At 63.1% G+C, this 22,659-nt stretch carries 18 protein-coding genes and 2 riboswitches; of the genes, 1 reads left to right on the top strand and 17 read right to left on the bottom strand.

Features of this window, described 5'->3' with window-relative positions; translation table 11 throughout:
• Positions 1 to 117 precede the first annotated feature (117 nt).
• The 6 genes from gcvH to K3165_RS08525 form a co-directional block, all read right to left on the bottom strand.
• Positions 118 to 489, bottom strand: coding sequence for a glycine cleavage system protein GcvH (gene gcvH / locus K3165_RS08550; RefSeq protein WP_221548478.1), 372 nt, complete (start codon positions 487 to 489; stop codon positions 118 to 120).
• 4 nt (positions 490 to 493) lie between these two features.
• Positions 494 to 1,666 carry a glycine cleavage system aminomethyltransferase GcvT gene (gcvT, locus tag K3165_RS08545; RefSeq protein ID WP_247714048.1) on the bottom strand — a complete coding sequence of 391 codons (1,173 nt, stop codon included), beginning with the start codon at positions 1,664 to 1,666 and terminating at the stop codon, positions 494 to 496.
• Between the two features lie 53 nt (positions 1,667 to 1,719).
• A riboswitch (glycine riboswitch) is annotated at positions 1,720 to 1,823 on the bottom strand.
• Positions 1,824 to 1,919, bottom strand: a riboswitch (glycine riboswitch).
• Positions 1,920 to 1,975: 56 nt separating this feature from the next.
• Positions 1,976 to 4,591: a methionine synthase gene (gene metH / locus K3165_RS08540; RefSeq protein ID WP_221548475.1), complete on the bottom strand. Its 2,616-nt coding sequence runs from the start codon at positions 4,589 to 4,591 to the stop codon at positions 1,976 to 1,978.
• Positions 4,591 to 5,631: a homocysteine S-methyltransferase family protein gene (locus K3165_RS08535; RefSeq protein ID WP_221548473.1), complete on the bottom strand. Its 1,041-nt coding sequence runs from the start codon at positions 5,629 to 5,631 to the stop codon at positions 4,591 to 4,593. The genes metH and K3165_RS08535 overlap by 1 nt, the downstream gene beginning before the upstream one ends.
• Positions 5,632 to 5,634: 3 nt before the next feature.
• On the bottom strand, positions 5,635 to 6,555 hold the full coding sequence (gene metF / locus K3165_RS08530; protein ID WP_221548471.1) for a methylenetetrahydrofolate reductase: 921 nt from the start codon (positions 6,553 to 6,555) through the stop codon (positions 5,635 to 5,637).
• Positions 6,552 to 7,523, bottom strand: a complete 972-nt coding sequence (locus K3165_RS08525) for an ArsR/SmtB family transcription factor (RefSeq protein WP_221548470.1) — start codon at positions 7,521 to 7,523, stop codon at positions 6,552 to 6,554. The genes metF and K3165_RS08525 overlap by 4 nt, the downstream gene beginning before the upstream one ends.
• Before the next feature lie 301 nt (positions 7,524 to 7,824).
• Here K3165_RS08525 and K3165_RS08520 point away from each other — a divergent pair, with 301 nt between their 5' ends.
• Positions 7,825 to 9,834 carry a glycoside hydrolase family 3 N-terminal domain-containing protein gene (locus tag K3165_RS08520; protein ID WP_221548468.1) on the top strand — a complete coding sequence of 670 codons (2,010 nt, stop codon included), beginning with the start codon at positions 7,825 to 7,827 and terminating at the stop codon, positions 9,832 to 9,834.
• Between the two features lie 9 nt (positions 9,835 to 9,843).
• Here K3165_RS08520 and K3165_RS08515 read toward each other — a convergent pair whose 3' ends face one another.
• The 11 genes from K3165_RS08515 to K3165_RS08465 all read right to left on the bottom strand — a co-directional run bounded on the left by K3165_RS08515 (position 9,844) and on the right by K3165_RS08465 (position 22,658).
• Positions 9,844 to 10,833 carry a DUF2891 domain-containing protein gene (locus K3165_RS08515; RefSeq protein WP_221548466.1) on the bottom strand — a complete coding sequence of 330 codons (990 nt, stop codon included), beginning with the start codon at positions 10,831 to 10,833 and terminating at the stop codon, positions 9,844 to 9,846.
• Positions 10,824 to 11,774, bottom strand: a complete 951-nt coding sequence (locus tag K3165_RS08510) for a DUF979 domain-containing protein (RefSeq protein ID WP_221548465.1) — start codon at positions 11,772 to 11,774, stop codon at positions 10,824 to 10,826. Before K3165_RS08510 ends, K3165_RS08515 begins: the two co-directional genes overlap by 10 nt.
• Positions 11,771 to 12,454, bottom strand: coding sequence for a DUF969 domain-containing protein (locus K3165_RS08505; RefSeq protein WP_221548462.1), 684 nt, complete (start codon positions 12,452 to 12,454; stop codon positions 11,771 to 11,773). Before K3165_RS08505 ends, K3165_RS08510 begins: the two co-directional genes overlap by 4 nt.
• Positions 12,451 to 16,008, bottom strand: coding sequence for a hydantoinase B/oxoprolinase family protein (locus tag K3165_RS08500; protein WP_221548461.1), 3,558 nt, complete (start codon positions 16,006 to 16,008; stop codon positions 12,451 to 12,453). Before K3165_RS08500 ends, K3165_RS08505 begins: the two co-directional genes overlap by 4 nt.
• A gap of 42 nt (positions 16,009 to 16,050) precedes the next feature.
• The gene (locus K3165_RS08495) at positions 16,051 to 17,475 is read right to left on the bottom strand and encodes an aldehyde dehydrogenase family protein (protein ID WP_221548458.1); all 1,425 of its coding nucleotides are present in this window, start codon (positions 17,473 to 17,475) and stop codon (positions 16,051 to 16,053) included.
• Between the two features lie 254 nt (positions 17,476 to 17,729).
• Positions 17,730 to 18,317 carry a 3'-5' exonuclease gene (locus K3165_RS08490; RefSeq protein ID WP_221548457.1) on the bottom strand — a complete coding sequence of 196 codons (588 nt, stop codon included), beginning with the start codon at positions 18,315 to 18,317 and terminating at the stop codon, positions 17,730 to 17,732.
• A gap of 92 nt (positions 18,318 to 18,409) precedes the next feature.
• The gene (locus K3165_RS08485) at positions 18,410 to 18,913 is read right to left on the bottom strand and encodes a hypothetical protein (RefSeq protein ID WP_221548455.1); all 504 of its coding nucleotides are present in this window, start codon (positions 18,911 to 18,913) and stop codon (positions 18,410 to 18,412) included.
• Entirely contained in the window at positions 18,910 to 19,536 is a 627-nt protein-coding gene (locus K3165_RS08480) for a hypothetical protein (RefSeq protein ID WP_221548453.1), read from the bottom strand. Before K3165_RS08480 ends, K3165_RS08485 begins: the two co-directional genes overlap by 4 nt.
• Positions 19,537 to 19,538: 2 nt before the next feature.
• Complete coding sequence (locus K3165_RS08475; RefSeq protein WP_221548452.1) at positions 19,539 to 19,934, bottom strand: hypothetical protein; 396 nt, start codon at positions 19,932 to 19,934, stop codon at positions 19,539 to 19,541.
• A gap of 240 nt (positions 19,935 to 20,174) precedes the next feature.
• On the bottom strand, positions 20,175 to 20,732 hold the full coding sequence (locus tag K3165_RS08470) for a hypothetical protein (protein ID WP_221548450.1): 558 nt from the start codon (positions 20,730 to 20,732) through the stop codon (positions 20,175 to 20,177).
• Positions 20,733 to 21,071: 339 nt separating this feature from the next.
• A complete protein-coding gene (locus K3165_RS08465) occupies positions 21,072 to 22,658 on the bottom strand; it encodes an ABC1 kinase family protein (RefSeq protein WP_221548449.1) in 1,587 nt (528 codons plus the stop codon).
• Position 22,659 lies beyond the last annotated feature (1 nt).

The raw sequence follows: 22,659 nt of genomic DNA, 5'->3' as shown, positions 1-22,659 counted from the left end.
CAAGTTCGTCGAAAGCCTCAATTAACTCGCGTACGGTGTAGGTGTCTGAAACAATAGCCGAATCCAGCGAAGTGCACGAAGTTGCCATCACTGCGGCTAAGACAAACATACGGCGCATCAAAGCCCGTCACAGAAGCTCTTGTAGGCCTTGTCGTCCATCAGCCCTTCCATTTCGGACGTGTCGGCGACGGTCATCTTGAAGAACCAGCCGTCTTCCTCGGGCGAGGAATTGACCAGTGCCGGGTCGTCTTCGAGGCTGTCGTTCACTTCGACCACTTCGCCCGAAAGCGGGGCGTAGACGTCGCTCGCGGCCTTGACGCTTTCGACCACGGCGGCGTCCTTGCCCTTTTCGACAACGGTGCCGACGTCGGGCAGTTCGACGAAGACGATGTCGCCCAGCTGGCCTTGCGCGTAATCGGTGATGCCGACCGTGGCGGTGTCGCCTTCGAGGTCGATCCATTCGTGTTCATCGGTGAAATAACGGGCCATCAGGTCACTTCCCTCTGTAGTAGCGGTTGGGGACGAAGGGCATGGGTGCGACCTTCGCGGGCAGTCTCTTCTTACGAACCTCGACTTCGAGTTCGGTTCCCTCTTCGGTGAGATCCGTGTCGATGTAAGCCATTGCAATCGGGCGCTGAAGCGTGGGCGAGAAGCCCCCGCTGGTCACGCGACCGACCTGCTTGCCGCCCGAATAGACGAGCGCACCTTCGCGCGCCGGCATGCGCCCCTCGATGTCGAGACCGACGCGCTTCTGCTTCGGACCATCGGCGAGCACCTTGGCCACTGCCTCGTGCCCCATCCAGCCGCCTTCCTCGCGGCGCTTCTTGGTCAGCGCGAAGAGGAGGTCGGCGGAGACCGGGTCGGTTTCTTCGGTAATGTCGTGGCCGTAGAGCGGGAGGCCCGCTTCGAGGCGCAGGCTGTCGCGCGCGCCGAGGCCGATCGGGCGCACTTCGATTTCGGCACACAGCCGGTCGGCGAGGCTCTCGGCGAATTCGGCAGGCACCGAGATTTCGAACCCATCTTCGCCGGTGTAGCCCGAGCGGGTGATGCGCAGCGGCCATTCGCCGAAATCGTGGGTGACGGAGTCCATGAAGACCATGTCGTCGATGACGTTGCGCATCACGCGGTTCAGTGCGGTCGCGGCGTTGGGACCCTGCAGCGCCAGCAGCGCATGCTCGTCCATGTGGGTGAGCGTGACATCGTCGTCGAGGTGCTCGCGAAGATGGGCGATATCGTCCCACTTCATCGCGCCGTTGACGACGAGATAATAGGCCGGATCGCCCCAATGGCCTTCGGTGCCTGCTTCCTCGTCCGCTTCGATCCAGGGCGTGGCATTGGTGACCATGAGATCGTCGAGGATGCCGCCGTCCTCGGCCATCAGCAGCGAGTAGCGCGTGCGGCCGGGCTTCAGCGAAGCGATCGCGCCGGGCAGCAGCTTTTCGAGTTCCTCGGCAGCCTTTTCGCCGGTGACCATCAGCTGGCCCATGTGGCTGACATCGAACAGGCCCGCCTGTTCGCGCGTCCAGTTGTGTTCGGCGACGATGCCTTCGTACTGGATCGGCATTTCATAGCCCGCAAAGGGCACCATGCGCGCGCCCTTGCCGCGATGCCATGCATCAAGCGGCAGCGTCTGCACTTCGTCGATGGTTTCGTTGTCTTCGCTCAAGTCCCGTCCTTCGCAAGCATGGGAGCGCCCGCCATCGGGACGCCAAACCAACCCATGCCCCCTCTGTCGGGAAACCTGAGAGACTGACGCGCAGATGAGCGCGCTTACCCCTTCGGTGGCCACGCGCATGAAGCGGCGACGCTTTCCAGAGTGTCGATGGCGGCGCACGGTCCATCTGCCTGAGAGTTTCCGGGGCGGTTGCTCCTTCGGCGTCAGGCGGCAGTCACCGCCTGAACTCTCCCGTGCGCGCCCGCTACAGAATCGTTTCTGCAGCCGACGGATATGCCCTGCGCGATTAGCCCAGCGTGGTCAATCCAGATTGGGCCGCAGCCAGCGCTCCGCAGTGGCGATATCCACACCGCGCCGCGCCGCATAGTCCTCCAGCTGGTCGCGGCCGATACGCGCGACCCCGAAATACTGTGCCTCGGGATGGCCGAAATAGAACCCGCTGACGGCAGCCGTCGGGTACATGGCGAAGTTCTCGGTCAATTCCAGGCCGGCATTCTTCGGCGCATCGAGCAGGTCGAACAGGATCGGCTTGAGGCTGTGATCGGGGCACGCGGGATAGCCCGGCGCAGGGCGGATACCGCGGTATTCCTCCTTGATCAGCGCCTCATTGGTGAGCTGTTCCTGCGGTGCATAGCCCCACAGGTCGGTGCGCACATGCTGGTGCAGCCGCTCGGCAAAGGCTTCGGCAAAGCGGTCGGCCAGCGCCTTCAGGAGGATGTCGGAATAATCGTCCTTGTCCTCTAGGAAGCGCTTCGAATGCTCCTCGATCCCGTGGATGCCCACGGCAAATCCGCCGATCCAGTCGCCTGCCGGATCGATGAAGTCGGCAAGGCACATATTCGCGCGCTCGCGGCTTTTCTTCACCTGCTGGCGCAGGAAGGGCAGGATCACCCGCTCTTCGCGATCAGCGAGGTGGAGCGTCACATCGTCGCCATCGCGCGCGCAGGGCCAGAAGCCAGCGACGCCTTTGGCGGTGAGCCATTTGTCTTCGATGATGCGGTCGAGCATGGCATCGGCATCGGCCTTCAACTGGCGCGCCGTCTCGCCAACCACCTCATCGTCGAGGATCCTGGGATAGGTCCCGTGCAGTTCCCATGCGCGGAAGAAGGGCGTCCAGTCGATGTAGTCGCGCAGATCCTCGAGCGACCAGTCGTCGAACACGTGAATACCGGGGCGCAGCGGGGGTGCGGCGCGGTCGCTGTAGAAGGGGTCGTAGTGGTTTGCGCGCGCCTCTTCGAGTGACAGGAGCACGCTCTGCGACTTGCCCTCACGCGCCTCGCGCACCTTCACATATGCGCTCGCCGTGTCGGAGACGAATTCGTCGCGCTGGGTATCGGACAGGAGGCGGCTGGCCACACCGACAGCGCGGCTCGCGTCCAGCACGTGGATCACCGGACCTTCGTAGGCCGGATCTATGCGCAGCGCGGTGTGGACCTTGCTGGTGGTCGCCCCGCCGATCAGGAGCGGCATGTCCATCTTCGCGTTCTGCATCTCCTCGGCCACCGTCACCATCTCGTCGAGCGAGGGGGTGATGAGGCCGGAGAGGCCGATCATGTCGGCATTGTTCTCGTTCGCGGCCTGGAGAATTTGCGACCACGGCACCATGACGCCGAGGTCGACCACCTCGTATCCGTTACACTGCAGCACCACGCCGACGATGTTCTTGCCGATGTCGTGCACATCGCCCTTCACCGTCGCCATGATGATCACGCCCTTGGCCTTGGCACCCTCTTCCTTCTCCGCCTCGATGAAGGGGATCAGGTGGGCGACCGCCTTCTTCATGACGCGCGCCGATTTCACCACCTGAGGCAGGAACATCTTGCCGCTGCCGAAGAGGTCGCCGACGACGTTCATACCGTCCATCAGCGGGCCTTCGATCACCTCGATCGGGCGGCCTCCGGAGGCCGCGACCAGCTCGCGCGCTTCCTCGGTATCGGCGACGACATGCGCATCGATGCCCTTCACCAGGGCGTGTTCCAGCCGCTTCTTCACGTCCCAGCCGCGCCATTCCTCGGCGGCCTTCTCGTCGGCGGCAGACTTGCCCTTGTAGCTTTCGGCAAGGTCGATCAGCCGCTCGGTCGCATCCTCGCGCCGCATGAGGATCACGTCCTCACAAGCCTCGCGCAAGGTCGGGTCGATCTGGTCGTAGACGTCGAGCTGGCCCGCATTGACGATCGCCATGTCGAGCCCGGCTGGGATCGCGTGGTAGAGGAAGACCGAATGCATCGCACGGCGCACGGTCTCGTTGCCGCGGAAGCTGAAAGAGAGGTTCGACAGGCCGCCGCTGGTCTTGGCATGCGGGCAGCGCTGCTTGATCTCACTCACCGCCTCGATGAAGTCGAGACCGTAGCGGTCATGCTCCTCGATCCCCGTCGCCACGGCGAAGATGTTGGGGTCGAAGATGATGTCCTCGGGCGGGAAGCCGATGCCGGTCAAAAGGTCGTATGCGCGGCTGCAGATCTCGACCTTGCGATCCTTCGTGTCGGCCTGTCCTGTCTCGTCGAAGGCCATGACGACCACGGCGGCGCCATAGTCCATGCACTTGCGCGCCTGTTCGAGGAACTGCTCCTCGCCCTCCTTCATGCTTATCGAATTAACGATGGGCTTGCCCGAAACGCATTTGAGGCCCGCCTCGATCACGTCCCATTTCGAGCTGTCGATCATCACCGGAACGCGCGCGATATCGGGTTCAGCGGCGATCAGCTTGAGGAAGGTCGTCATCGCCTTTTCGGCGTCGAGCAGGCCCTCGTCCATGTTGACGTCGATCACCTGCGCGCCGTTCTCGACCTGGTCGCGCGCAACCTCGACGGCAGTCTCGTAATCGTCCGACAAGATGAGCTTCTTGAACCGGGCCGATCCGGTCACATTGGTGCGTTCGCCGATGTTGACGAAGCGGGCTGTAGTCAAATCACTCATCACGCGGCAATCGTAAAGGGTTCGAGGCCGGCAAGGCGCATATCGGGGTCGATCGTGGGCACGGTGCGCGGCGCAATGCCGTCGACAGCCTTTGCCATTGCAGCGATGTGCTGCGGAGTAGAGCCACAACACCCACCCAGCGCGTTGACGCGGCCGTTCTGCGCCCAGACCTTGGTCAGCGCCGCCGTGGTTTCAGGTAGCTCGTCATATTCGCCCAGATCGTTGGGCAGGCCCGCATTTGGATAGGCCATCAGGTAGGTATCGGCGATGTCCGACAGGATCTGGACATGCGGGCGCAGTTGTTCGGCACCGAAGCTGCAATTGAGGCCGATGGTCAGCGGCTTGGCATGACGGACCGTGTACCAGAACGCTTCCACCGTATGGCCCGACAGGTTGCGGCCGGAGAGGTCGGTAAGCGTCAGCGAGATCATCAGCGGGATGTCGCGGCCGAGCTCGCGCTCCAGCTGCTTCACCGCCATGATCGCGGCCTTGCAGTTGAGCGTGTCGAACACGGTCTCGATCAGGATGAAGTCGGCCCCGCCCTCGACCAGCGCGCGCGCCTGTTCGACATAGACCTCGACGATCTCGTCATAACTCACTTCGCGAAAGCCCGGGTCTTCGACATCGGGGGACAGCGATAGCGTCTTGTTCGTCGGGCCCATCGCGCCTGCAACGAAGCGTTGGACGCCGTCGGTGCGCGCATCGACGGCTTCGCGGATGATCCTTGCCGCCGACACGTTGATATCGTGCACCAGCGCTTCCGCCCCGTAATCGGCCTGGCTGATGCGGTTGGCGTTGAAGGTGTTGGTCGCAAGGATATGCGCGCCGGCGTCGATGTAATTGTCGCAGATGGAGCGGATCACCTGCGGCTGGGTCAGGTTGACGAGGTCGTTGTTACCCTTCTGATCCGCTTCGAGCCCGGTATCGCCCGCATAATCCTCCGGCGCGAGGCTCGCGCGCTGGATCTCGGTGCCATAGGGCCCGTCCTTGATCAGGATGCGCTGTGCAGCGGCGGCTTCGAATTCGGCTCGCTTCGACATGGGTTACGCTTTCGGGCGCAGGCCGAGCATATGGCATATCGCATAGCTCAGCTCGGCGCGGTTGAGTGTGTAGAAATGGAACTGGCGCACGCCGCCGGCATAGAGGCGGCGGCACATCTCGGCGGCGATGGTCGCGCTGACCAGCTGGCGCGCTTCGGGACGTTCGTCGAGGCCGTTGAACAGCCCTTCCATCCAGTTCGGGATGGCGGTGCCGCACAGGCCCGACATGCGCTGGACCGCGGCGAAGCTCAGGACAGGCATGATGCCGGGCACGATCTCGCCTTCGATCCCTGCGGCGGCGGCCTTGTCACGGAAGTCGAAGAAGCATTCCGGTTCGAAGAAGAACTGGGTGATGGCGCGTGTCGCGCCCGCGTCGAACTTGCGTTTCAAATTGTCGAGATCGGCCTGCCGGTCGGGCGAATCCGGATGCACCTCGGGATAGGCGGCGACCGAAATTTCGAAATCGGCGACCTTCTTGAGGCCTGCAATGAGATCTGCGGCATTCTCGTAGCCTCCGGGATGCGGCGTGTAGGTCCCGCTGCCGTCGGGTGCGTCGCCGCGCAGCGCGACGATGTGGCGCACGCCTTCATCCCAATATTCGCGTGCAACCTCGTCGACTTCCTCGCGGGTCGCATCGACGCAGGTCAGGTGCGCCGCTGCAGGGATATCGGTTTCGCCCACGATCCGTCGCACGGCCTCATGAGTGCGCTCGCGGGTCGACCCGCCGGCGCCATATGTCACCGACAGGAAGCGCGGGTCGAGCGGCTTCAAGGTCTCGACGCTGTGCCACAGGGTCTCGGCCATCTTCTCCGTCTTGGGCGGGAAGAATTCGAAGCTCACTTCGATATCGCCGGGCAGGCCCGAGAATAGCGGCGTTTCGAGCGCCCGCTGCGCCTCGCGCATCTGGTCGAGCGTGGGGCTCATGCCGAATTCCTTTCCTGTATGCGCCGCCGTTCGGCGACCCAGATTTTCACCACCAGCTCGCCGTCCTCCAGCGACACGGGATTTTCGACGTCGAAACCGGCATCGTCGAGCAGGTCGCGCATGTGCGAATCCTCGAACCCGAGGCGCGCATGGGCATGACGGTCGCGCAGTTCCTCGCGCTGGTGGGCGGCGAAATCGACTATCGCGATCCGGCCACCGGCACGCGTCACGCGGGCGGCCTCGTAGAGAGCGGCGGCAGGGCTGTGCGCGAAATGGAGGACCTGGTGGAACAGCACCGTGTCGAAGCTGGCCGGCGGAAACGGCAGGCCGGAGAAGTCGCCCTGCACCAGCTCCACGCGTTCGGCCGGCAGGTGCTGCAGCTTGGCGCGAGCGACACGTAGCATGGCGAGGCTCTTGTCGAGCGCCACGATATGGTCGGCGCCTTCCGCGAAGAGCTCGGCCATGCGTCCGGTGCCGGTACCAATGTCCAGCAGTCGGCCCAGCCGCTTGTCACCCAGCGCCTTCGACAATGCCGCTTCGACCTGTTCGTCGGAAGAATGGAGACGCCGAAGCTCATCCCAGTCATGGGCATGGTCGGCGAAATACTGCTGCGCCTGTTCCTCGCGCGCATCGCGGATTTCGGCGAGTTTGCGGCGATCGACTTCGCATTGTTCGCCAAAGCCGGGGTCGGCGGATTCGGCCCGCGTCAGCAGGCGGGCGACATCCGATCGTAGTGGCACGGCGCCCTGCCCGTCGGTCTGCGCGCGCAGGAATATCCAGCTTCCCTCACGCCGTCGTTCGGCAAGCCCGGCGTCGCACAATATACCCACATGGCGCGACACGCGCGGCTGGCTTTGCCCGAGAACCTGCGCGATTTCGCCTACCGCCAGCTCCATCGAGCCAAGCAGTCGCATGATCCTCAGCCGGGTCGGGTCGGCCAGGGCGCGGAAGAGTGCTTCGGTGCGCATCGCCCGGCCTACATATAAAGATATTGTTATGTCGTAAATCGTCTTGTCGAAAGCTTTGCTTCAGCGGCCCAAATAGCGCGTTCCCGCGCAGGCTTACGTCAAATTTACCATTCAGGCGCACGATCCCTCGCTTCGGTGCACCGATTGCCGGCCCATCTGGCTTGCGATCGGCGCGCCCGTGAGAGGGCCTGTCGATGCGCAGCCTCTTGCATCGACTGGGAGGTTTTGTGCTCGGGCAGTGGCTCGTCGGAATTGGGATCAGGGTACCTGCACATGTGCGCGGGCGCGCGGACTTGCGCGCATGAACCGGTTCCGTATCGACCCCGATTGCGAGCGCTTCGTCAGCGACCTGCTGGCGCATATGACCTTGCTCGAGAAGGCCGGCCAGCTTGCGATCAGGCAGGCTCCGGACCCGGACAACCCCGAAGCCGCAGAGAGCTTTACCCGCGCCCTGCGGGCAGGCCGCGTCGGTATCGTTCGCGGTATCGCCGACCATGCCCAGGCCCAGACCATTCAGCAGATGGCGCAGGAAGAAACGCGCCTCGGCCTACCGCTGCTCTTCACCGGCCGGATCGGATCGGGCTTCGACACCCTGTTTCCGGAACCGGCCACCATGGCCGCCAGTTTCGATCCCGAAGCGCTCGCCAAGGCTGGCCAGGTGATTGCCAGCGAAGCGGCCGACAAGGGGATAAACTGGGGCCTCGGCCCCGAGATTTGCCTTGGCGAAGGATGCGCCAGCCTTGGCGAGGCATTTCACGCCGATCACGATCGGCTCGCAAGTATCCTTGCCGCGGCTTTCATCGACGGCCTGCAAGGCAGCCATGACAAGGACGGTGCCGCGATCCTCGCCTGCCTCGGCCTGACCCAGTCGCATTCGAAAGGTGGCGAGCAGGTCCATGAAGCTGCTCTCGCGCTCTGCTCGGACGTGATCGCGCGATCGGATGTTGGCGCCATCGCCCTGCATCGCCTGTCCGAAGGCACGCGCACCGCGATAGCACCGCATCTGGCGAAGGTTTCTCGTCCGGGCGGCTTTGACGGCATCGTCCTGCCTGAATGGGATGCGCTGGCCAGCGAGGCGAGTTTCTCGATGGAGGGGATGTCGCATTCTTCGATGCCGGTGGATTCGCTGGTCGAGGCGGTGACGACGAACCGAATCTCCGAACAGCGCTTCGAGGATGCGGTGGCGAGGGTTCTGCGCGCCAAGTACAGGCTCGGCCTCTTCGGCCAGGCGCTATCCGGAAGGCTTGCGACCTCGCGCACCAAGGTCCCCATGCCCGCACACAATCGCGAAGTCGCGCTCGACCTGGCGCGGCGCTGCGCGGTCCTCCTGCGAAACATGCCGGCCACGCTTCCGCTGGGCATCGATTCCGGCGAGATCCTGATCGTCGGCCCCGCCGCGAGCGACCGGCACATCTCGCTCGGCGGGCGGGAAGGTCTTGCGGCGAGCGTTATCGACGGGCTCGAGCAATTGGGCGTGCCGCATCGCTATGTCCCCGGCCTCGCCCTGCGTAACAACGGCACACCTGTCGACCGGCTTATCGATGCGGATCGCATGGCGATTGGCATGGCCTGCGAAGCGGCGAAGCGCGCGGGAACGGTCGTCGTGGTCCTGCCAACTGGCGAGAGTGCGGCGCTTGGAGAAGCGCAGCAGCAATTGCTCACTTCGCTGTCACGATCCAACGAGCAGACCGTGCTGGTCACCATCGGGAAAACGGCCATCGACCCCGTCGTCGAGGGCAAGTTCCTGCCGAGTGTCCTGCATGCTGGCGAACTCGGCGCGATGGGCGGTCACGCGATTGCCGAACTCCTGACCGCCGAGGCCAGCCCATCGGGCAAGCTCGTCCATGGTCTTCCCGGCACGAAGGATCGACCGGGCCTGCCGTTCGGACATGGCGAGACCTATGCCGATTTCGCGCTGACCGACCTTGCCCTCGATTTCGATTCAGGCCGTATCCGGGTCAGCGGGGCCTTGCGCAATGTCGGCGCGCGTGAAGGCACCGAAACCGCCCAGCTCTATGTTCGCCATCTTTCGGAGAGCGACGCCGAGCCCCGTCTTGTCGACATCGCAAGGGTCTGCCTTCGCCCCGGCGAACGGCAATTCCTCTCCTTCGAGATCACGCGCGAAGACATCGGACGACCGACATCGGGCAGCACATTTGCTGTAGCCAGCGGCGAGTACGAAATCTTTCTCGGCACAAGCATGGTCCGCGCGATCAGCGAGACCGCCGTGATCGACGAAGATTTCGCCCGGAGCATGGCAAGGGACGATGGCTCCGGCCTTTCCCCCGACGCGGGGCGCCGGACCGCCTGAGCGATCCGGTCAGCGTGACAGCAGTGCGAGCAGGGCGAAACTCGCGAGCCAGTGTTCGCCCATATAGTCTCCGGTTACATGCGGGAGCGAGGCCTCGAGATGTAGCCGCGCCCGCCTTTTCAGCAAGTCGATCAGCTCAGGCCGGTCATGCAGATAGGGGACCATTTCCCACAGGCAAAACGCCCTACTGAGGTTAAGCCCGTCCAAATGGGCGATTTTTCCGTCGCTGCGATCGGAAACCGTCACTGGCAAGCATTCGCTCTCCAGCCAGCCATTATCGATCACAAGTTCGTCGAACCAACGCACCCATTCTTCGCGCGGCAGCGCCCACTGCATCAGCGTGGCTGCGGTGAGGACGGGCGAGAGGAATTCATCTCCTCCCGGTTCCCAGCCGCGATAGTCCTTTCGCGGCAAGAACTGCTTTCTGGCCCAGACGGCGATGTCCTCAAGCATCTCAGGCTCCCATGTTTCGGCCCACTCACTGGCCAGCATCAGAGCAAATGCAGTGTTGAAATGCGTACCGACAGTGATCGGATAAGTCAGGATCGCGAGATATTCGCGCAACCGTTTGGCCAAGAGCCTCGCCATTGGTTCGAGCAGGCGGCCCCAATCCCGGTCTCCGTGCCGGGACGCTTCTAGGTGGAGGAAAAGTAGCCAACCCCAACCATAGGGACGCTCGAACCCGCGCGCGGATGGTCTTTCGAGATAGGCTAGCTCGACCGCCAGCTTCTCTTCGGTGAAGGTCTCGTCCGCAAGCGCAGCAATTTCCTCAGCTTCGGGCATCTCTGGAAACAAGCGGCGGAGCGTGAGCAGCGTCCACCATCCATGGACACAGGAATGCCAGTCATAGCTACCGAAGAATACCGGATGCGCATCGCGCGGCGCGCGGACATCGTGTTCGCTTTCGAACACGTGATCGTCCTTGTATGGAAAGGGCCGCATAACGTGGCCCAGAGCGGCGCGCGCGAAATTGCGCCCGATATCCTCGGTCAGTTCCACAGCAGGAATGCTCCCACATAGATGATCGCGACATTGCACAGCCACAGCGGGATCGCGGTCCCGATCTGCTGGCGAATCACGCCGTTCTGGTCCTTCAGCTCGAGCAGCGCGGCGGGCACGATGTTGAAGTTGGCCGCCATGGGGGTCATCAACGTGCCGCAGAAGCCTGCGAGCATCCCGACGGCGCCGATCACCGCCGGATTGCCGTCATAAGTCTCGACCAGCAGCGGGATGCCGATCGCGGCCGCCATCACCGGGAATGCGGCAAAGGCATTGCCCATGATCATCGTGAACAGCGCCATGCCGAGCGCGAAGACGACGACAGTGAGGAACACGCTGCCATCGGGAATGATGTCGCCTGCAACGCCGCCGATGATCTCGCCCACACCCGCCAGCGCAAAGACCGCGCCGAGCGCGGCGAGCATTTGCGGCAGGATCGCTGCCCAGCCGATGGAATCGAGCAGCCGCCTCCCCTCCTCCGCAGGCGCAAGCGCAGGCGGGCGCAGCCAGGCCATCGCCACCACCAGCGCGATCAGCACACCGACACCGAAGAGGATCAACGTCTCGCGGCGTGCCTCGAACAGGCCGGTCTCCTTGAGCGGCGTGTAATTGTAGAGCAGCGTACCCGCCACCGCGGTGATCGGGACAATCAGAGCGGGCACGAAGAGCTTGTTGCCCAGCACTTTCGAATAGTCGCGGCGCTCCTCGATGCTCGTAGTCTCCGGATCGCTGCGCTTCAGCGCGCCCGTGCCTGCAATCGCAACCATTGCGAGGACCAGCACGCCATTGGCGAAATCGGAGAGGTGGCTGCCGAAGAAGAAGCTCGCGGCAAGCAGGCCCCAGAAGGAGGCATTGCCCCAGCGCCCGTCGCGCAGGCTGAGCAGCGACCAGATCGCGAAGAACACGCCCGCAAGGACGTAGAGCCATTCGTAGGTGATCATGCGCCTGCCTCCGCCGGGGCCCGCCCGATCTTTCGGTCGAGCGCGCGGATGCGCCAGCCGTGGATGATGAAGGCACAGATCGCGGTCGGGATCGCCCACACTGACAGCTGCAGCGGAGTGAGGGGATAGCCGTAGCTTTCGAACACGCCCTGGATCAGCAGGATCGAGGCGATGGCAAAGAAGATATCCTCGCCGAAGAACAGCCCGACATTGTCGGTGGCAGCCGACATGGCGAGCACCTTCTGCCGATCGTCCTCGGCGAGCTTGCCATGCGACTTCTCCGCTGCGGCCTCGGCCATCGGTGCGACGAGCGGGCGAACCGCCTGCGGGTGGCCGCCGATGTCCTTCATGCCGATGGCTGCCGTCAATTGGCGGAACAGCAGGTAGACCGTCAGCAGCTTGCCCATGGTCGCGCCGCGCAGGTTCTCGATCACTGCACGGGCGCGCTGCTGCAGGCCGTAACGCTCGAGCAGGCCGATCACCGGCAGGATGATCCACGTCACCGAGATATAGCGGTTGTCGTTGAAGGCCTTGCCCAGTGCCTCGACCACGGCGACGAAATCGAGGCCCGCGAGGAGCCCGGTCGCAAGCGCCGCGCCGACCACGACCAGCAGCGGATTGAAGCGCAGCGCAAAGCCGATCACGACCAGCGCGATGCCCAGCAGGGGCCAGTAATTCATTGTGTTTCCTCCCCGAAACCGCCCCCTCCGGGCGTCAGGATCACGAATGTATCGCCGGGCATCATGTCCTTGTGCCCGGTCGCCCCGAATTCCTCGATAGTGCCGTCGGCCCGCTCGACCCAGTTGCGTCCGGGCTGCGCATCACCGCCGCCGTTGATCCCGCGCGGCGCCACCTTGCGGCGGTTGGCGAGCATATTGGCGCGCATTTCCTCGAGGAAGGTGACGCGCCGCTCGACTCCGTCGCCGCCACGATGCGCGCCCGCGCCGCCAGAGCCGCGGCGGATGGCGAAGCTCTCGAGCCGCACCGGCAGGCGTGTTTCGAGGATTTCGGCATCCGTCAGGCGGCTGTTCGTCATGTGGGTTTGCACCGCGCTGGTCCCGTCATGGTCGGGTCCGGCGCCAGAACCGCCGCAGATCGTTTCGTAATACTGGTGCGCCTCGTTGCCGAAGGTGAAGTTATTCATCGTCCCTTGGCTCGGCGCGAGCCTGCCGGTGGCGGCGAAAAGCGCGTCGGTGACGACCTGGCTGGTCTCCACATTGCCCGCAACAACTGCCGCGCCCGGCATCGGATTGAGCATGCTTCCCCGCGGCACAATTAGTTCAACCGGTCGCAAGCACCCGTCGTTCATCGGAATCTGGTCATCGATCAGCGTGCGCAAGACATATAGCGCCGCGGCGCGGGTGATTGAGCGCGGCGCGTTGAAGTTGTCGGGTAGCTGGTTGCTGGTCCCGGTGAAGTCGAAAACGGCGGAGCGGGTCGCATCGTTTATCCGGATCGCGATCTTCACGACTGCGCCATTGTCCATTGCGTAGGAAAAGCTGCCGTCCTTGAGCCGGTCGAGCAGGCGGCGCACGCTCTCCTCCGCATTGGCGAGCACGTGATCCATATAGGCTTCGACCACCTCAGCCCCCTGGTCGCGGGCCGCGCCCTGCAGGAGTTCCGCGCCGCGTGTGCAGGCAGCCAGCTGCGCGCGCAGGTCGGAGAGGTTGCGTTCGGGATTGCGGGCGGGGAATTTCGCCGAGGCCAGCACTTCGCGCACCGGCGCTTCGCGGAAATGTCCCTCGTCCACCATCAGGAGGTTGTCGATCATGACGCCCTCTTCCTCGATGGTCGCGCTTTCGGGCGGCATCGAGCCGGGCGCGATCCCGCCGATATCGGCATGGTGCCCGCGCGCGGCGACGAAGGCGTCAGGCTCGTCGCTTTCTTCGTCGTAGAAGACCGGCACGATCACGGTGATGTCGGGCAAGTGTGTGCCACCGCGATAGGGATCGTTGAGGACATAGGCATCGCCGCGCCTGAACCCGCGCCCGTCGCGGCCTTCCCCGCGCTCCTCGATCACCCGCGCGATACTATCGCCCATGCTGCCGAGGTGGACGGGGATATGCGGCGCATTGGCGATCAAAGCGCCTGTCCGGTCGAACAGCGCGCAGGAGAAGTCTAGCCGCTCCTTGATATTGACCGAAGTGGCGGTGGACTGGAGCACCACGCCCATTTCCTCGGCAATCGCCATGAAGAGGTTATTGAAGATTTCGAGCCGTACGGGATCGACCTCGGTCCCCACCGCAAGGTCGCGCTGCAGCGCCACGACACGGGTCAGGACCAGCGTCCCTTCCTCGGCGAGCTTCGCCTGCCAGCCTTGCTCGACCACCGTTGTCGAACCCGGATCGACGATCAGTGCGGGACCGGAGACCTCCTCGCCCTCGCCCATGTCGGCGCGGGCCAACGTGCGCCAGGAGCCGGATGCGTTGCCCGAGGTCGCAACCGGATCGGCCTGCGCCGTGCCGAGGCCGCCGGAAATGCCGCTCGCCTCGACGCTCAGTGCCTCGACGATGATCGGGGCTTCGGCATCGGAGTAACCAAAGCGCTGGCGGTGGAGCAGGCGGAAGGCCTCGTCCATCTCGGCGATATCGCCCACGTCTACCGTTAGCATGGAATCGCTGCCCTTGAAGCGCAGCCTTGCACGGCTTTCGAGCTGGATAGCCTCGTCGGAGATGCCCTGCCCGGTCAGTGCCTCGCGCGCTTCCGCTTCCAGCTCGGCCAGCGGCCCCATGAAGTCATCGGCGAGCGGTTTGACCAGGCTGACCTCGCGGATCGCCTTCACCGGCGCGAGGCCGATGCCATAGGCCGAGAGAATGCCCGCGAGCGGATGCACGAGCACGGTCTCGATCCCCAGCTCGTCGGCGACCTTGCAGGCGTGCTGTCCGCCCGCCCCGCCGAAGCAGGCGAGCGCATAGGTGGTTACGTCATGCCCGCGCGCCACGCTGATCTTGCGAATGGCATTGGCCATGTTGTCGACCGCGATGGCGAGGAAGCCCTCGGCAATGGCCTCCAGCGATTTCGGTTCGGGGAGCGATGCAGCGATATCTTCCAGACGCCGCCGCGAGGCTTCAGGATCGAGCGGTTGGTCGCCGTTCGGGCCGAACACGCTCGGGAAGAAGGCCGGATCGATGCGCCCGAGGAACAGGTTGCAGTCGGTCACGCTCAGCGGGCCGCCCTTGCGGTAGCAGGCTGGTCCCGGATCGGCGCCAGCGCTTTCCGGGCCGACGCGGAAACGCGCGCCGTCGAAGCTGCAGATCGAGCCGCCGCCCGCCGCCACCGTGTGGATCTGCATCATCGGAGCGGCCACGCGGACACCGGCCACGACGCTGTCGCCCGTCAACTCGTATTCGCCCGCGTAATGCGCGACATCGGTGCTCGTACCGCCCATGTCGAACCCGATGAGTTTAGTGTGCCCCAACGGCTCGGAGGCGGCGACCATGCCGACCACACCGCCTGCCGGGCCCGAGAGGATCGCATCCTTGCCACGAAATGCGCCAACCTCCGCCAGCCCGCCGTTCGACTGCATGAAACGCAGGCGGTCCGCATCGGGCAGCGCCGCGCGCAGAGTGTCGGTGTAGCGCCGCAAGACCGGCGAGAGATAGGCATCGACCACGGTCGTATCGCCGCGCGGGACGAGCTTGATCAGAGGGGCGACCTCGTGGCTCACGCTGACCTGCGCAAAGCCGATCTCGCGAGCGATCTCGGCCAGTCGCTCTTCATGGTCGCGATACTTCCAGCCATGCATGAGCACGATGGCGATTGCATCGAAGCCCTCTCCCCGCAGTGCCTCGAAATCGCGCCGGGCAGTTTCTTCGTCGAGGGGTGTCAGGACTTCGCCGCCGACACCGACGCGCTCGGTCACCTCGACCACGCGTGCGGGCAATTGTTCGGGCAGGACGATATGGCGGGCGAAGATTTCCGGACGCGCCTGCGCGCCGATCCGCAGCGCATCGCCGAAGCCTTGTGTGATCGCGAGCGCCAACCGCTCGCCCTTGCGCTCGAGCAGGGCATTGGTGGCCACAGTGGAGCCGATGCGCAGTTCCGCAATCGGACCTTCACCATGCGCGGCCATGAGACGGCGAACCGCCTCGCTCGCGGCATCGCGATAGTGATCGGGATTCTCGGAAAGCAGCTTGTCGGTCACCAGCCGTCCTTGCGGAGTGGTGGCTACGACATCGGTGAATGTTCCCCCGCGATCGATCGCGAAGCGCCATGCGGGAGGAGTAGCTGCCATGCCGCGCACACTAGGCACGCGTCATGGCAGCGCAAGTGGGGATCAGACGACAGCGTCGCGCTTGACCGTGATCACCTGCGGATAGGTGAACTCCTTCAGGCCATCGATGCCGTATTCGGCGCCGATGCCCGACTGCTTGTGCCCGCCGAAGGGCGCAAGCGGCGAGATGTGCAGGAATTCGTTGATCCACACGGTGCCGGTTTCGAGCTGTTCGGCGATCTCGACGCCTTTGTCGGTGTCCTTCGTCCAGACAGCGCCAGCGAGGCCGTATTCCGAATTGTTCGCGCGCTCGATCGCTTCCTCGACGCTACCGAACTTCATCAGCGGCATGACCGGACCGAACTGTTCTTCGGCCACGATGCGCGCATCTTCGGGCGGATTGTCGAGAATGGTGATCGGCACGTAATAGCCGGTGCCTGAAGGATCGACATCGCCGCCGGTCAGGAACTGGTAGCCATTGTCCTTGGCATCCTGGATCAGCTCGCAAACGCGGTCGAACTGCTTCTTGTTCTGGATCGGGCCGACGCCCGTGCCCTGCTGCGAACCGTCGCCTACGACAACGGTCTTGGCGTATTCCGCGATGGCCTTCGACAGGTCGTCGTAGATGTCCTCGTGGATGTAGATGCGCTTCGCCGCGACGCAGATCTGGCCGGCGTTCGAGAAGCTCGACCAGAAGAGCTGCTGTGCGACTGCCTCGACATCGGCATCGGGCAGCACGATCGAGGCGTCGTTACCGCCCAGCTCCAGGGTGATGCGCTTGAGGTCGCCCGCGGCACCTTCCATGATCTTCTTCCCCGTAGCGGTCGAGCCGGTGAAGGTGATCTTGTCGATATCGGGATGCTCGGTGATCATCGGGCCGAGCTCGTCGGGACCGGTGATGATGTTGACCGTGCCGGCGGGCACGAAATCCTTGATCAGTTCGGCGATCCGAAGCGTGGTAAGCGGCGTGAACGGCGAAGGCTTGAGCACGATGGTGCAGCCGGAAATCAGCGCAGGCACGATCTTCTGGATCGCCATCATGACCGGGAAGTTCCACGGCACGATGCCGCCGACCACGCCAACCGGCACGCGGCGGGTGCGTGACAGGCGCGTGTCGTCATCCTGGTTGATCACATCGTCGAGCGTCAGCGTCGACTGCGCGGCGGCGAGGCCTGCTGCACCGTAGATTTCCTGCTGGGCCTGTGCATGCGGCTTGCCCTGCTCGGTGGTGAGCAGGCGATAGAGCTCGTCGGCATTGTCCTTGATGGCTGCCGAAATGCCCATGACGACCTTCTGGCGCTCTTCCGCGCTGGTCTTCTTCCATGTCTTGAACGCGCGGCGGGCGGCGGCGACCGCTCGGTCGAGTTCGTCCTTGCCGCAGGAGGGGACGATACCCACGACCTCTTCATTGGCCGGATTGACGACTTCGAACGTATTGCTCGTCGTCACCATCTCGCCGTCGATCAGGTTCGCATAAGTGGTGGTCATGGCTCTCTCCTCAAAACGCAGAATCGGTTTCGGAGAGAAACTTAGGCATGCTGCACGGAATCGCAAACGGGATTCGATCACCGGCCCGCGGCGAGCGATGCGTCAGAGCACGAGATCGCTCGCCTACAGGTCGGTGAGATCGGACAGGAGGAAGTGGCGGAGCAGGAGGGAGCCACATATTTCGCCATAGGCCCCGCGACACGGGCTTTTACAGAGTCGTACCTCAGCCCATGCCCCCAAAGGTGCCCCCAGCCTCACTTGGATTCTCCGCCGAAATCGGAAAACGCGGGTAAGTGACTTTCTCTCGGCGGGTGCCCCCAATGCGTCTCCATCAGTTTGGAAGCCAGACGCAATGCATCCTCAGCTGCACGATGCGGTGGAGCATCCTTCCTTAGCAGATACGCAAGGTGGCGGTGCTGGTCAGCGCTGAAGTCTCGCGTCAGGACCTGAAAGTCGAGAACCTTGAAATTCTGCTCATGATCTGCGGCAGCGAACAGCGTGTCGAGCCAATCCTGGTCGTATCTGGGAGCATCTGTGGCAACAATGGTGTCTGTGCCGAGCAAACCGTTGAGCCAGTCACAGACCTCATCGGCGGATTCGCCCTCACGTTTCACTAGATCCAGAGGCATGCCGTGCACCGCTTCCGAAGACTTCGACCACACGCCGGTATCAAGCCACTTCTTGGTCGGTCGGATCAGCTTTGCTCCGACACCGATAGGCTCGGACGGCCCGCGAACGAGCGCCACACCCACTTCGATCGGATAGCTTCCCGCCTCCAGCGCCGATGCCTCGACGTCGAGGATAGCAATGTACCGGTCGCTTAGGTTCAGGATGTTCTTCATTTCTATTGTTCTCTTTTTTATCTCACGGAAATGCTTGGTTGCCCTCGCCCGGTCCTGCTGGTCTAGGCAGAGAGCCTGCGGACAGCGAGCCGTCACGAGCGATTTTCATGCCACTGACCGAGGTAGAAGAAGCTCGCTGGCGCATTCCGACCTTCATCAAACTTCTGGAGCTTCTGGCGGAGCGGATGCGAGATGAGGGTCTTCGAGAACGGAAAGTTTCCAAGTCCCGCCTTCACCGTCGCACCATTGGCAAGCGTGTGACCGATGTGAGCTGCCAGCTGGCGGCGGAACTCATCCTCGTCCCGAGCGAGGCCAGCCGCGAAGTAGACCGTGTGGCCGGTGCCCGTTGCCAGATCGCTCACTGTTCCAAGGAAGATACACCTTGGAAGATCGATCGCAGCCTCGCTTACTTCCCAAGGATAAGGAGGCAATTCGAAGAGGTTATGCCCGTCGGCGTATGGCTCGACCTCCCCGCTCGCCAGCAGCTGGCGAGCGAGGTCGATTGTGGCTTGCATCTTGTCGAGTTCTTCCGGTCCCTTGCGCGCCAGATGCTCAGCAAGGAAGGCTGAGGGAGCAGGCTTTGCTTCATCGCTCATGCTCCTTCATCCTCCCAGCTCTCCTTGTGTTCGCGCCAGGCTGCAAGCGCCGCTTCGTAGCCACGGTCGCTGCAAAGATCGGTGCACGCACCGCCGAAGCCATTGATAGTGACCTCGCGGGAAAGAACCGCGCAGTGAACATGATTGCCCTGCCCCTTGAGGCCAGCGAGGCCCGGGATATGTGCGATCAGGACGGTCGCAAAGCGATGCGCAAAGTGATGACGCGCGTAGCTGCGCACGCGTTCGAACCCGACGTGCCAGGCCTCAGCAGGATCGAGCATGATCTTCACGTGGACCATCGCGTGCTGCTCATAGGGCGGGAGAGTATCGTCGAACCGGTCAACGAGGGTCCCGAACCTGCCAAGATCCCCCGGAGCGGTCGGGGGCAGAAGCAGGTCGTACTTGGCCGCGCACCCGTACCGGCGGTCCTCGCCGGGGAAGAGCTTCTTGTCGAACCAGGGCCGGACACCAATCCTGTTCTCCTCACCTTTGTACCAGTGGCGCGAGAAGGCGAAGTCGCGATGGTCGTCGCAGCAATCGTGGACGAACACGCTCAACTTCGTCTGCGGCGACTCCACCACGTCATCGACAAGTGCGATATTGTTGGAAGTGATCTGGGCCATGATTAGAACCTCCCTTCGAACGACGGAGCTTCGATGGCGCGAATGATGCCGGCGTAGCGCTCGGACCCATTTGCGTAAGGAGCGCCTTCGAAAGCTTCGAGCCCGCTCTCGTTCAGGCAGAAGTACGGACCCGAAGCCCGAGCGGGCACCAGCCACATGTCTCCGCCATCGCGGCGCCAGGCGAGGAAGTCGCAGAGCCAGCTATCGCTGCCTGCCATCAGCACATCGAACGAGGCACCAAGGAGCGGATCGAACCGCATCAGGACCAAGTCCATCTGCAGGAACTGGGCGAGAGCCTCGCATTCGGGGAAGAAAAGCGGCCGGTCGCAAGAAGTGGCAGTCACGACCACGCTCGCTTCCCGGTCGGCATAGAATCCGTCTGCGGCGTGGGCGCTCATATCTTGGCCCCCGCTCGAAAGTCCTGTTGCGCTCAGGAAGGCGCCGAACCGGCTGTGCGTCCTGAAGGTCCTGTAGGTAGTAGGCGGCAGCACGGGTTCGCCCTCGAGAGGGCGTTGCAGGGTAATCATATTCACGTCGGATAATCCTTCGGGGGAGGCCGCTCTGGCCGAGCTCGCCCTCCCCTCTTAATTTCATAATCTACTCGGCCTTACCGCCGAGCCTCCACTTCATTCTTGGGATCAGCCGGGCCGGTTATCGGCCTCTTCCTCCAGAAGCAGCGTCGTGGCTTCGGCAATACCGCGATGCCGGTCGGCTTCGTCGGTCCAAGGCTGCGCGACCTTGCGCAGGCCGCGGTCGAACTTGAAGCACGGGGAGTTGCTTGTGGCCGTGTCTTCATCTGAAATGAGATAAAGGCCGCCTTCCCTATCGAACCATGGGCGCATAGCTGCAAAGCGTTCGGCTTTGCCGTTCTCTGCGAACAGCACCGTGAAGTCGGGAATTCGTTCGCCGTCAGGTTGGATCAGACATCGGACGCCAAGGGCGGATGTTCCAAGCATCGCGACGCCCCTCGCCATTTCGTCGGATGCCAAGCTGACGCCTGGCATGAGGACTAGCGACTGAGCGATGTTGGACGAGCCGCCGTCCTCATCTGGTATCAGTATCTGATCGCCGGCGAGTTCGTATGCGGTGAGTTCGCCAAGGTTTTGGCAAATGAGCAGCGCGCCTGCGTAGGACGCTGTGCCTTTCACATTCTTTCTTGTCATGAGAGTCTCGATGCGGCGCGCAGCTGGCTGCAAGTCTGCGCGCCTCTTGTGGAATTTTCACCTTTCGGCGTCAGCCACCAAACTTCTCAAATGACCATCCTTCCCCTTCTTCGTTGTCGAGTTGCCACGAAGGTTTCACCATTCATTGATGGCGGCTTTGCGCCCCAAAAGCAGCCATAAAGTCAGGCGAGGACAAACCTGAAAGCTGCCGTTCCAAAGTTTCGTCTGATTGAGGAAAATAAGCCTTCAATCGCAATAGGTCGAAAAATTTTCTTCGCGGTGCGTTTGGGTCGCTGAAGTGAGGCGCATGAAATCCTCATTAAGTTCGGCTTTGCCCTAACGTGACCGTGCACGAATTAAATTGCTCCTTCATTATGATTTTCGGATGAGCACCACCCCAGCAATCACAAGCGCGCCGCCAGCCAGAAGCCAGGATTGATCGACAAGCAACGCGCTAGCCACGATCAATGCGGCAGCTAGAGGGCCTTTCATGGACTGACGCTCATTGCGAAGTCCAGCGAGCTGCTCGATACTGAGCGGATCGAGCTGAACCGGCACATATCCTGACTTTGCGATCGAGTTCGCAGTGGCAAGTATGTCGGGCAAGGACGCCGACAACCCCAGCAGCTGACCGCGAAGTCTCTTCAAACCCGACCGAGCGCTAGCGAGCGAGAACCGCTCGGCGAGAAGCTCCGTCATGATCGGCCGGGTGTCCTCGGCAATGTTATAGTCGGGTGCCAGTGATCGGACGACACCCTCTGCCGTAAGCAAGGTACGCAGAAGGATAGCCAGATCGGGTGGCAGGACCAGTTGATAATCCCGCAAAAGATCGAAAACGCGGGAAAAAATTTGCGAGAACTCGATTCCAGAAAGCACGGTCCCCCTGAACTCTCCGATCAACTGATCCAGATCCACCGCGAGTGCATTGCGATCCACCTTCGGCTCCCCCGCCCATGCGAGCAGGACATCCGCGACTTCGCTCGTTTCCTCGCCAGCGATCGCAAGCACGAGGCGAACGATCTCGTCGCGCCTAGCCTTGGTGAGCGTCCCGACCGATCCGAAGTCGATGAAGCCGACATCCTGCTCGCCGATCAGGAAAACATTGCCGGGATGAGGGTCGCCGTGGAATTCGCCGTTCAGAATGATCATGCGCAGGACTGCGTTGGCATAGCGCTTGGCGAACGCCGCCACCTCCGGATCGCCCGATGAGGCGCCCAGCGAAGATGCGGGCCTGCCGTACAGGCGTTCCTGAACGTTCACCCGCAGCCCGGTCAGTTCCCAATGGATGGCCGGGGTCCTGACGTCGATGGTGTCGAGATATGCGCCGATCCGCTCGCAGGCTCGGGATTCCGCGGCGAGGTCCATCTCCCAGGCGAGATTGCGGCCGAAGGTCCGCAGGAACTCGACTGGCCGGTAACGCGCGATGTCCGGTGACCGTGCTTCCGCGATCCCGGCGAGGCGGACAAGGAGGCGCACATCCGCTTCCATCCGCGCGGCGGTGCCCGGGCGTCGAACCTTCACGATGACCTCGCTACCGTCCCGCAGCTTGGCGGAATAGGTCTGTGCAATCGAGGCGGACGCCAAAGGCTGTTCGTCGAATTCCGCAAAGTCGCTCCGCCAGTCCTCACCCCAGCTTGAAGCAAGTACGGGCTCGATATCTGCGAAGGGCACTGGCGACACCTGATCGTGCAGGGTTGAGAATGCCGTGATCCAGTGTTCGGTAAACAGATCGCTTCGGGTGGCGAGGAGCTGCCCCAGCTTTATGCCGACTGGCCCGATGTCACGGAGGAACGCGACAACTGCGGCCGGACGAAATTCGCGAGGATCGATGACATTGCTCGAAGAGGGAATAAATCCGAGGGCTCCGGCGAGATTCTTCGCGCCGTGCCTCATTAGGATTTGGCCGATCTCCGCGGCGCGAGCGATGCTGCCGATAGGCTTTTCCGGGGGCGAAGCCATG

The organism is Qipengyuania xiamenensis, from assembly GCF_019711495.1.
Taxonomy (GTDB): domain Bacteria; phylum Pseudomonadota; class Alphaproteobacteria; order Sphingomonadales; family Sphingomonadaceae; genus Qipengyuania; species Qipengyuania xiamenensis.
This window is presented reverse-complemented; position numbering and strand designations above follow the sequence as displayed.

Coding starts and splice junctions, on each gene's coding strand:
- K3165_RS08475 (WP_221548452.1), bottom strand. CDS start 19,934: ATGAGCGCCCACGCCGCAGACGGATTCTATGCCGACCGGGAAGCGAGC.
- K3165_RS08485 (WP_221548455.1), bottom strand. CDS start 18,913: ATGAGCGATGAAGCAAAGCCTGCTCCCTCAGCCTTCCTTGCTGAGCAT.
- K3165_RS08490 (WP_221548457.1), bottom strand. CDS start 18,317: ATGAAGAACATCCTGAACCTAAGCGACCGGTACATTGCTATCCTCGAC.
- K3165_RS08480 (WP_221548453.1), bottom strand. CDS start 19,536: ATGGCCCAGATCACTTCCAACAATATCGCACTTGTCGATGACGTGGTG.
- K3165_RS08500 (WP_221548461.1), bottom strand. CDS start 16,008: ATGGCAGCTACTCCTCCCGCATGGCGCTTCGCGATCGATCGCGGGGGA.
- metH (WP_221548475.1), bottom strand. CDS start 4,591: ATGAGTGATTTGACTACAGCCCGCTTCGTCAACATCGGCGAACGCACC.
- K3165_RS08465 (WP_221548449.1), bottom strand. CDS start 22,658: ATGGCTTCGCCCCCGGAAAAGCCTATCGGCAGCATCGCTCGCGCCGCG.
- K3165_RS08505 (WP_221548462.1), bottom strand. CDS start 12,454: ATGAATTACTGGCCCCTGCTGGGCATCGCGCTGGTCGTGATCGGCTTT.
- K3165_RS08535 (WP_221548473.1), bottom strand. CDS start 5,631: ATGTCGAAGCGAGCCGAATTCGAAGCCGCCGCTGCACAGCGCATCCTG.
- K3165_RS08520 (WP_221548468.1), top strand. CDS start 7,825: ATGAACCGGTTCCGTATCGACCCCGATTGCGAGCGCTTCGTCAGCGAC.
- K3165_RS08510 (WP_221548465.1), bottom strand. CDS start 11,774: ATGATCACCTACGAATGGCTCTACGTCCTTGCGGGCGTGTTCTTCGCG.
- K3165_RS08495 (WP_221548458.1), bottom strand. CDS start 17,475: ATGACCACCACTTATGCGAACCTGATCGACGGCGAGATGGTGACGACG.
- K3165_RS08525 (WP_221548470.1), bottom strand. CDS start 7,523: ATGCGCACCGAAGCACTCTTCCGCGCCCTGGCCGACCCGACCCGGCTG.
- gcvH (WP_221548478.1), bottom strand. CDS start 489: ATGGCCCGTTATTTCACCGATGAACACGAATGGATCGACCTCGAAGGC.
- metF (WP_221548471.1), bottom strand. CDS start 6,555: ATGAGCCCCACGCTCGACCAGATGCGCGAGGCGCAGCGGGCGCTCGAA.